Source organism: Hymenobacter terricola (assembly GCF_017921975.2).
GTDB classification, from domain to species: domain Bacteria; phylum Bacteroidota; class Bacteroidia; order Cytophagales; family Hymenobacteraceae; genus Hymenobacter; species Hymenobacter terricola.
In genome coordinates, this window is the sequence record NZ_JAGEMO020000030.1 from 1 (window position 1) to 8786 (window position 8786).

Here is an 8786-nt window from a genome sequence, read left to right on the forward strand (position 1 = left end):
GAAAATGGCAAGCCCCACGTCGACCCAGACCGACAACGCTAAAGGATAGGTTTTATAAGTTAAAAAGGCCCTGCAAGAATGCAGGGCCTTTTTGCTGTGCCACCTTTTTTGCCACCTTTCCGGACAAATATGCCTTTTCAAGTTACCAAACCAATTCTGCCAATTCTCAGCCAGAAGCCGATGGTGTAGGGACGGGAAGTAGAAGTAGCCATGAGGACCGCAAAGGTCGGCAAACGGGCCGGATACCGGGCACCGTGAGTTCCTGGCCGCCAGGTGGCGCAAGCAGAGCGTGCCCGAAATAGAATCAGGCAAACGCGTCCAGCAGCGCCAGCAGGTGCGGGTCGTCCACGTGCGGCACACGGAACGGCCACTGCACCTCAATGGCAGTGAGCACCTGCTGCAGGTCGGCCTCAACCACGTGCCCAAAACCCATGCTCCAGTCGGAGAAACGACGCGGGCCCGGGCCGCTCCGCACCGTGGCCACCTCATGGTGCCGGGGGTCGTGCTGAATCCGGGCAAACAGGGTATTGACAGCCGATTCTTCGCCTTCCAGCACCTGCACAAAGTACCCGTCGCTGTACAGTAGCAAGCCCGTGATGTGTTGTTTGGCGTTGTGGGCACGCGCCGACTCCAGCAAACGCTGCAGGTCGGCATCCGCCACGGGGCTGGTGGCCCGGCTGTGGTAGAGGATTTGGTGCACACTGGTGGCCATTAGCTCGTCCACCTGAGTAAGGGTGAGCTCGCCGGCTTCGAAGCGGGCCAATAGCCGGCGCTCGTAGTGCAGGGGTTCCAAATGGGTGCCGGCAGTGAGGGCAACGACCATCGCCACGGCGCGCCGTCTCTGAGCCTGGGTAGAAAGGGAAGTGTCATGCATGCTGGTTATACGAAAAGGGCAGCCGCGATTTACCTGGAAATTTATGCGGTGAAGTACGTATTTCCTGGGGAAAAGACCACCAGTTTTGGGTTTCGATTATCCCGTGGCGTCCGCGGTGCGTGCGGGATGGGAGCCGCCAGGTAGCTTTATTGGAACGGAGGGCTGGGGGGCTCAGCAGTCGTTTTTATCAACAGATACAGCCTCATTCCCCATTCTATCGGCTTCCTGTTCCAGCGCTGGGGCATCGTTTAGCAGGGTGGCGTCCTTTGGCTGGATGGTGGCCCGCACCCGGCCCTGCTGCTGCTGCACGACGTGCCAGGCCTCGTGCGGCAGGTGTTTTTCCTGCCCTGGGGCTACGTGAATATCGGTGCCCTGCGCGTAAGCAGCGGCCTGGAGCTGCGCGGGCCCGGCCGAGTTATAATGCACCCGCACGTCATCGAGGGAGTGACCCGAGAGGCTTTCCACGCCGGCCTTTAGCTGGTCGGGCAGGCCGGTGGGGTTGCGTTTCGGCGGCGCTGGGAGCACAGTAGGAGCAGGGCGGGCAGGTTTTTTCATGTGGGCTAGCTTTAGGAACCCACCAGGTAGGCGAGCGAAAGCTGGAAAGCGCGGTGGCAGCACGTGGGGCCGGGGAAGGTTTGCGGACTCGACGAGCCGGATTACCAGGGCTGGAAGGCAGGATTAGCGGGTGAGGTAGGCCTGTACATCGGTGGCCAGCGTTCCGACGGCCAGCACGGCGTTGCGCAGCCGGGTTTCGGTGCAGTTCAGGGTCTGGCACCAGTAATTCACATCGAGACTGGATTGCACGTTGATGCGGGAAGGGTCGGCGGGTGGGCGGAGTTTGGGGTTAACGGCCATGGCGATAAGCGGGGAAGGCTTGGAATAGGGGAGTGAAATGGTTAAAAGTCGCTGGGGCGCGTGGGCGAATCACCGAGGGGAGCAGCGGGGCCGGCCGCCGCGCCGCAGCCCAAACGGTGCAAGGTAGCCCAAGTTTAAAAACCAATGGGTTGGGGCGTGAGGACAAGTAGCTAAAACGGGGGACTTCGACAACGCCTACTGCATCTTTTTCGGCCGCCAAGCGGCGGCACTTTCGCCGGAGAAATTCCGCCGCTTGGCGGCTAATGGGATAGTCCGCAACTTGTGGTATATAATGCAAGATGTATATTTCGGCCGTTTGGTTTCAGAGTAGTCACCGGTACCGTTCTCTTATCCCTCCACCAGCAAGCCCGCTCCATGAAAACGACACTCCTCGCCGTGCTTAGCAGCTGCGCAATCTTCCACGTTGCGCCAGCACAACAGCTCGGCGCATTGTCCAATCCCGCTAAAGCAGCCGCCGTTGCCGCTGTCTCGGCAGCCGGGCAGCAAGCCGCCACTCCTCCGGACGAATTTCATCGGCTGTTGGCGCGGTCCAGCGGGGCCTGGACGGGACAGGCCACCATGACGTTTTCGCCCACGGCGCCGCCCCTCACCAGCACGTCCACGCTCACCAACAGCATGACCATGGGCGGGCTCTTCCAGCTCTCGGAAATCATCTACAACATCAACGGCCAGCAAATTAAAGGCGTCCGGGTGACGGGCTACGATGCCAACAAAAAAATATTCACCCGCGCCATGATTCAGGACGGCGGCAACGGCGTGGCCATGGAAGGACCCTGGGACCCGGCCACCAAATCCACGACCATGCGCTACAAGCAGCTCAACAACGCGGGCCAGGCCAACGATATGAAGGAAGTTTACACCTTCATCGATGAAAACACCGAGCTGCTGGAAATCTACCGCACGGATGCCAAAACCAATAAGGAACTCAAAATCCTGAACGTGAAGTGGACCCGCAACCGATGATAGCGGAGGTCCCAGCCTTGGCAAAAAAGCACAAGAAACCCCCGACTGCGCCAGCAGTCGGGGGTTTTTGAAGGAAGTGACCAGCCCTTACGCCGTCAGTGTGGCCCGGTGCGCGACGATGCCGTTTTTGATGGTGGTAAGCGCCGTCACCTGCGTATCGGCTTGCTCGCCTTCCACCTCGCCCATAAACTCATCGAGGCCGGTGGTGCTGCGGCCGCGCTTGGTGAGCGTGGTGCGCCGCACCAGCAGGGCGGCGCGTTCGTCGGTGGTTTTTTCGACCAGGCCCGGCTCAATACCGGCCGTGGCCAGCAGAATGTCGGCCGCCGTGATTTTGGAATTCACCGCGGCCAGCTCCGACGAGGTGCTGGTTTTGGAGCGCTGGCTGCGCTTGTCAGCCAGCTGGTCCACTACCTCGTGGGTGGTGTACACCTGCAGCTTAAAGTCGATTTCGGCAGTGGCCGTGTCGCACGTGGCCCAGTCGGTGAGGGAAGCATAATTTACAGCCATGACTTAACAGGAAAAGAAGGGTTAAAGGATTTGAATACTGCCATCCAACGCCGAGCTTATCCCCGGTAGTATGCGTCCTCAATTAATATTTTACCACTGCTACGCTTGAGGCAATCCGCCGCCGCCTTCCAGCGCGGCCACCTCCGCCAGGAGGGCCGCCCGCCGCGCCCGCAGCAAGTGCCAGCGCGTGACGGCCTCCGGGGGCAGCGGGCGGGCCTGCCGCGTCAGCCAGCCGGCCAGCCAGGCGCCCCGGTCGGGGTTAGCGGGGTCGGGGGTGGCGTAGGTTTCGGCGGCGGCTTGCAGCAGGGCGGGCAGGGCCTGCGCCCAGCGCGCCGCCACGCGGGCCCGGCCCTCGATGGCGGCCAGCTCGCGCCCCAGCTTCGCCGCCTGCTGCTCACACACCCACCGCCGAAAGTCCAGCTCCGCCGCATCGGGCGCGGGCGCGCCGGGCGGCAGCGCGGCCAGCGGGAGGGCAGCAGCTGCTTCGGCCGGGGCCAGGTGCTGCACCAGCGGCCGCAGGGCCAGGAAGAGGTCGGCCGTCAGGGCCCGCCGGCCGGTTTCTACCGAGCGAATCAGTCCCGGGCTGGCCCCCAGATAAAGCGCCAGGGCTTCCTGGTCGAGCCCAAACCACGCCCGCAGGCGCACCAATAAGTTAGTTGAAGGACGGGAGCGACGAGCCATGCTGAGGTGTACAAGAATTTTCGATTTTGTGCAAATTCTTGTACACCAACGTCATTTATCCTGTACAAGTATTTTTTGATTTCAGAAAATTCTTGTACAAGGTTGGTGCAACCGTGGTTCGGTGGGCTGTGACACGAAGAAGCCCCAGCCGCTGGTGGGGCTGGGGCTTCGAGGGGTCACATGGAGGAAACCACCGGTACCATGATTTTGTAGCGTGACACAAATGTGTCAGCGCTAGTACCGACGACTATTTTCTAGCTTTTCTCCGAGGTTTGCTATCAGCCGGCTTTTCTGATGATTCGCCATTTGCAACCTCCTGACGTGTCATCAGGAAAGTCGGGACCGTTCCAGATTGCTCCTCTAGTCGTGCCCTGCGGAATTTATCGCCCATTCCCTCAATCAATTTGAGGGTGTTGGCCATTGGCATCAGGTACCGGCTCACTTGGGTGCCTGCGGTACGAGCAAAAAGGATACCTCTGCAAGTTGAGTAAGCTGCGCCTGCAAGCGCGGCCGCAATTGGAGTAGGTAGCGTGATAAACTCTTCTCCTGTATCGGCATCAAATTGAGAAGTAAAATCCACCCCGGCAACTTTAAAAAAGAAAACCGTTTCGTAATTCAATAGACGGCTATTGGTCGCGGGTTGTTCACCTTCGATTTCCAGGTCCATCGAAACCTCTACCGTAATAATGACCATGTGTTCACTAGGCCAGATATCAAAGCGGTTTGTGATGGAGAAGTTGAGGTCTATTCCAGATTCAGCAAGGTCTTTTTGGGGCTCATGATAAGCAAACCGAACATCCTGTATTCGTTCAAGCCCAAGGTTAATGGTGTTAGGCATATGCAGCGGTTAATTGCGGAGCAGTAGTGTAGGAAGCTGACACATCTTGGTCAACCAGATGCTTTGCGCTGTTAGCAAAATAAGAGGGAGTTGTCGCAACTCTGGCAGATTGACTGGAAGCTGGAACGTGAAAAGAGATGTGCACTTTTTCTGCGCGCAAGCAGCCATCATACCCACTTAAATAATCCTCAACATACGTGTCCAAGTCCTGTAAATGCAGGTTTGGCGCTACGCCTACGGCGAGCGAAAGGTCAATAAGTTTGGAGAGCTTGTGGTCGAATTCGCCGTTGAGAATCTGGCTGAGATAACCTTTGCTGAAGCCTAAATGCGCTGCTAGTTCGGTGCGGGTCCATTTGTTTTTCTCACGATATTGTTCCAGGCAGGCGTATAATTCGTTTTGAATTTTAGTAAGCCAATAGCCACGGGTTTTGGCAAGTTCGGGAAAAGGTTTCATGGGGAAAGTGTCAAAGTAGGATGAGGGGATGAAAGTAGAAAAGCCGCGTCGCTACCTACTCCTTGAATTGCTTGTAATACTCCTTTTTGATAGTGCGCATCCGCGCTATTGCTTTAGCTTGTTGCTTTTTGTCATTATGCCCACCAATAACAATGACTTTGCCAGCTTGTCCGGGACCACCCGGCAGCTTAAATAGATATACCCGGAGATTCTTGGTGCGAAACTCATAGTCCTTTATCGTATCGGAACCATTTGTGTTTAGCTCCTTAAATTTCCCTGGTGAAAGAGGCAGCATTTGCGCATGAGACAGGATGAGTGTGTCGAGGGAGTCTAACTCATCATCATAGGTTCCCTGTTGCTGAATTTCAGCTCGCCAAGCATCATACTCACAATAACCGTTCGTTTCGAGCTTATAGATTGGAATCCGGACATGAGGTAGTTGGTCGAGGCCATCCAGTTTGCTTAAGGCGAAATTAGGCATAAAAGTTTAGTTCTAACTAAACAACGGTGAGGATGCTCACTTGGTTGCTTAGTAGAATTGGGTAGAATGATTGGTAGGAATAGTGGTAACTCCTTTGCTTCGATGTAGTGCCCAAATGTTAAGCAAGATAAGGGCAGGTATGCCCCTGCCAAAACGGCCGCCTCTCCCTCCCGGCCCCAACCTTGCCACCTCCCCGGCAATGTTTGAATTCCTGAAAACCATTTCCGCCAAGAACCCCACCGCCTCGTGCGGCCCCGAAAAGCCCGCCGTGAGCATGCGCGAGCGGGCATTGGCCCTGCGCCACCTGCCGGCGTTTCTGAAGCTCACTTTCACCAGGCCCGGCTTGGCGCTGGACCACGTGGCGCGGCGGCTATCGCAGTTACAGTGGATTCAGGAGCCGCTGGGGAGCGAGAATAAATAGGCGAGCGAAAGCTGGAAAGCCTGATTGGGGTAGCTGGACGGCTTGGTGGTATACACGCCGTTCTGGCCATGGTCGACTTCGGAGCCCACGCCCGGGTTGGTCAGCCCCAGGCTGTAGCCGGCCCGAACCAGGCCGTTGCCGAAACGGTATCCCAGGCCAACCTGAAAGCCCGCGTCCAGCCGCCGGGCATAATAGGTAGTCAGCGGCGGGTTTGGTTCGGCCGGGTCGTTCGATGAGGAACCGTATTGTTGGCTGCCGGCTACCGGCAGCGTGCCATCAATGGTGTACTCGGGCTGGCGGTAGCCCACGTAAGTGTTGTGATACACATAAGTGCCCCCCAGCAGCAGGCTCACGTAAGGGCCGCCGAATACCTGCAGTCCCTGCCCGGTTGCCCGGAAAGTGTAGGCCAGGTTCAGAGGTAGGCTGAGGTAGTTGAGGCGCTGGCGCACGCTGGTGGTGGCGTGGAAATAGTACGTGATGTAGTCATCGGCTATGCGAAAGCCGCGTTGCGCGAAAAGCAAGGCGGGCTGTACTTGGACGTGGCCCAGGTTCAGCGCACCCACCACGCCCGCCTCAAAGCCGGCCAGGTAGCGGGTCTGGTACGGCCGCCCGGTGCCGGTGTAATTGCCGTAGCCGTAGTACGAAGTGAAGCTGCCGACCGCACCCACCTGCGGCCCCATGCTAAATCGGGCCTGGGCCCGAGCCGGGGCCGCGAGCGCCAGGCCGGCCGGCACCAGCAGGGAGAAGAAGACGTAACGCATAGATTGGGTGAAATCGAACGGGTAACGAGCATCGAAAAGGAAGCCCCGCCGGCAACGGCCGCTAAGCGAGCGGCCCGGTTCTCCCGGCGTGCTGGTACCGCAAGATAGCCTTATTTCACATCCCCTGCCAAAACGGCCGCCCCCCAATCCCGGCCCCAACCTTGCCACCTCCCCGGCGATGTTTGAATTCCTGAAAACCATTTCCGCCAAGAACCCCAGCGCCTCGCGCGGCCCCGAAAAGCCCGCCGTGAGCGTGCGCGAGCGGGTATCGGCCCTGCGCCACCTGCCGGCGTTTCTGAAGCTCATCTGGCACACCAGTCCGGCCCTGGCTTCGGCCAACATTGTGTTGCGTCTGTTCCGGGCCTTTTTGCCGCTGGCCACGCTCTACGTGGGCAAGCTGATTATTGACGCCGTAGTGGCCCTCACCCGGCTGCCGGCTCCTGAGCGGGTGCTTGTGCCCGTGTTCACCCTCGTGGCCCTGGAGTTCGGCCTCGTGCTGCTGGCCGATGCCTCGGGCCGGGGCGTGGCCCTGCTCGATTCCCTGCTCGGCGACCTGTTTGCCAACCAGTCGTCCATCCGCCTCATGGCCCACGCGGCGGAGCTCGATTTGGACCAGTTCGAGGACAGCACCTTTTACGACAAGCTGGAGCGCGCCCGCCGCCAAACCCTCTCCCGCACCGTGCTCATGAGCCAGGTGCTGGCCCAGGGCCAGGATTTTGTGACCCTGCTGCTGCTGGCCGCCGGCCTTGTGGCCTTCCAGCCCTGGCTGCTGGGCCTGCTGCTGCTGGCCGTGGTGCCGGCCTTCCTCGGCGAGTCGCATTTCAACGAGCGCAGCTACTCCCTCTCGCATTCCTGGACGCCCGAGCGCCGCGAGCTCGACTACCTCCGCCAGACCGGCGCCTCCGACGAAACGGCCAAGGAAGTGAAGATTTTCGGCCTCTCGAATTTCCTCATCGACCGCTTCCGCGTGCTGTCCGACGACTTCTACCGCCAGAACAAAAGCCTCGTGCTGCGCCGCGCCGGCTGGGGCACGCTGTTCGCCGCCGTGGGCGCGGCTGGCTACTACGGCGCCTACGTCTACATCATCACCCGCACCGTGTACGGGCAGATTTCGCTGGGCCAGCTCACCTTCCTGGCCGGCTCGTTTGCCCGGCTGCGCAGCCTGCTCGAAGGCATCCTCAGCCGCTTCAGCTCCGTGGCCGATGGCGCGCTGTACCTGCAGGACTTCTTCGACTTCTTTGCCCTACAGCCCCGCATCGTGCGGCAGGCAGTGGTGGGCGAAACGGCGCGGCCCTTCCCCCGGCCCATCCGGCGGGGGTTCGAGTTCGAAAACGTGGGCTTCCAGTACAAGAACGGCGGGAAATGGGCCATTCGCAACCTGAGCTTCGTCCTCGAAGCCGGCGAAAAGCTGGCCCTGGTGGGCGAGAACGGCGCGGGCAAAACCACGCTGGTCAAGCTTCTGGCCCGCCTCTACGACCCCACCGAGGGCCGCATCCTGCTCGACGGCCACGACCTGCGCGAGTACGACCCCGCCGAGCTGCGCCAGGAAATCGGCGTCATCTTCCAGGATTTCGTGCGCTTCCAGCTGCCGGCCGGCCAGAACCTGGCCGTGGGCCGCATCGAGGAGCGCCAGAACCAGCCCCGCATCATCACCGCCGCCCAGCAAAGCCTCGCCGATACAGTCATTGCCAAGCTGCCCGGCGGCTACGACCAGATGATTGGCCGCCGCTTCAACGGCGGCGTGGACCTGAGCGGCGGCGAGTGGCAGAAAATTGCCCTGGGCCGGGCCTACATGCGCGACGCCCAGCTGCTCATCCTCGACGAGCCCACGGCCGCCCTGGATGCCCGCGCCGAGTTCGAAGTCTTCGAGCGGTTCAAGGAGCTGACGCAGGGCAAAACCGCCGTGCTCATCAGCCACCGCTTCAGCACC

12 protein-coding genes are annotated in these 8786 nt (G+C 59.9%); 3 read left to right on the plus strand and 9 right to left on the minus strand.

The window, feature by feature from the left end:
• Positions 1-304: 304 nt before the first annotated feature.
• The 3 genes from J4G38_RS18405 to J4G38_RS18415 form a co-directional block, all read right to left on the minus strand.
• On the minus strand, positions 305-874 hold the full coding sequence (locus tag J4G38_RS18405) for a BLUF domain-containing protein (RefSeq protein WP_210519878.1): 570 nt from the start codon (positions 872-874) through the stop codon (positions 305-307).
• Positions 875-1045: 171 nt separating this feature from the next.
• Positions 1046-1429, minus strand: a complete 384-nt coding sequence (locus J4G38_RS18410; RefSeq protein WP_210519876.1) for an eCIS core domain-containing protein — start codon at positions 1427-1429, stop codon at positions 1046-1048.
• Between the two features lie 123 nt (positions 1430-1552).
• Positions 1553-1729 carry a DUF3606 domain-containing protein gene (locus J4G38_RS18415; protein WP_210519874.1) on the minus strand — a complete coding sequence of 59 codons (177 nt, stop codon included), beginning with the start codon at positions 1727-1729 and terminating at the stop codon, positions 1553-1555.
• A gap of 375 nt (positions 1730-2104) precedes the next feature.
• Between J4G38_RS18415 and J4G38_RS18420 the strand changes: the two genes are divergently transcribed.
• On the plus strand, positions 2105-2713 hold the full coding sequence (locus tag J4G38_RS18420; protein ID WP_210519872.1) for a DUF1579 family protein: 609 nt from the start codon (positions 2105-2107) through the stop codon (positions 2711-2713).
• An 87-nt stretch (positions 2714-2800) separates the two neighbouring features.
• Here the strand turns inward: J4G38_RS18420 and J4G38_RS18425 are convergent, their stop codons facing one another.
• The 5 genes from J4G38_RS18425 to J4G38_RS18445 form a co-directional block, all read right to left on the minus strand.
• Positions 2801-3220: a hypothetical protein gene (locus J4G38_RS18425; protein WP_210519871.1), complete on the minus strand. Its 420-nt coding sequence runs from the start codon at positions 3218-3220 to the stop codon at positions 2801-2803.
• Between the two features lie 99 nt (positions 3221-3319).
• Positions 3320-3901 (minus strand): hypothetical protein, encoded by a 582-nt coding sequence (locus J4G38_RS18430; protein ID WP_210519870.1) that lies wholly within the window; start codon positions 3899-3901, stop codon positions 3320-3322.
• A 247-nt stretch (positions 3902-4148) separates the two neighbouring features.
• A complete protein-coding gene (locus J4G38_RS18435; protein ID WP_210519869.1) occupies positions 4149-4739 on the minus strand; it encodes a hypothetical protein in 591 nt (196 codons plus the stop codon).
• Positions 4732-5193, minus strand: coding sequence for a helix-turn-helix domain-containing protein (locus J4G38_RS18440; RefSeq protein ID WP_210519868.1), 462 nt, complete (start codon positions 5191-5193; stop codon positions 4732-4734). Before J4G38_RS18440 ends, J4G38_RS18435 begins: the two co-directional genes overlap by 8 nt.
• Positions 5194-5248: 55 nt before the next feature.
• Positions 5249-5674 (minus strand): hypothetical protein, encoded by a 426-nt coding sequence (locus tag J4G38_RS18445; RefSeq protein WP_210519867.1) that lies wholly within the window; start codon positions 5672-5674, stop codon positions 5249-5251.
• Between the two features lie 199 nt (positions 5675-5873).
• Here J4G38_RS18445 and J4G38_RS18450 point away from each other — a divergent pair, with 199 nt between their 5' ends.
• Complete coding sequence (locus tag J4G38_RS18450; RefSeq protein WP_210519866.1) at positions 5874-6095, plus strand: hypothetical protein; 222 nt, start codon at positions 5874-5876, stop codon at positions 6093-6095.
• On the opposite strand, the gene J4G38_RS18455 is transcribed toward J4G38_RS18450, so the two are convergent.
• Positions 6065-6856, minus strand: coding sequence for an outer membrane beta-barrel protein (locus J4G38_RS18455; RefSeq protein WP_210519864.1), 792 nt, complete (start codon positions 6854-6856; stop codon positions 6065-6067). The genes J4G38_RS18450 and J4G38_RS18455 overlap by 31 nt on opposite strands.
• A gap of 178 nt (positions 6857-7034) precedes the next feature.
• Here J4G38_RS18455 and J4G38_RS18460 point away from each other — a divergent pair.
• The coding region (locus tag J4G38_RS18460; protein WP_226163545.1) for an ABC transporter ATP-binding protein at positions 7035-8786 on the plus strand (1752 nt) is incomplete at its 3' end.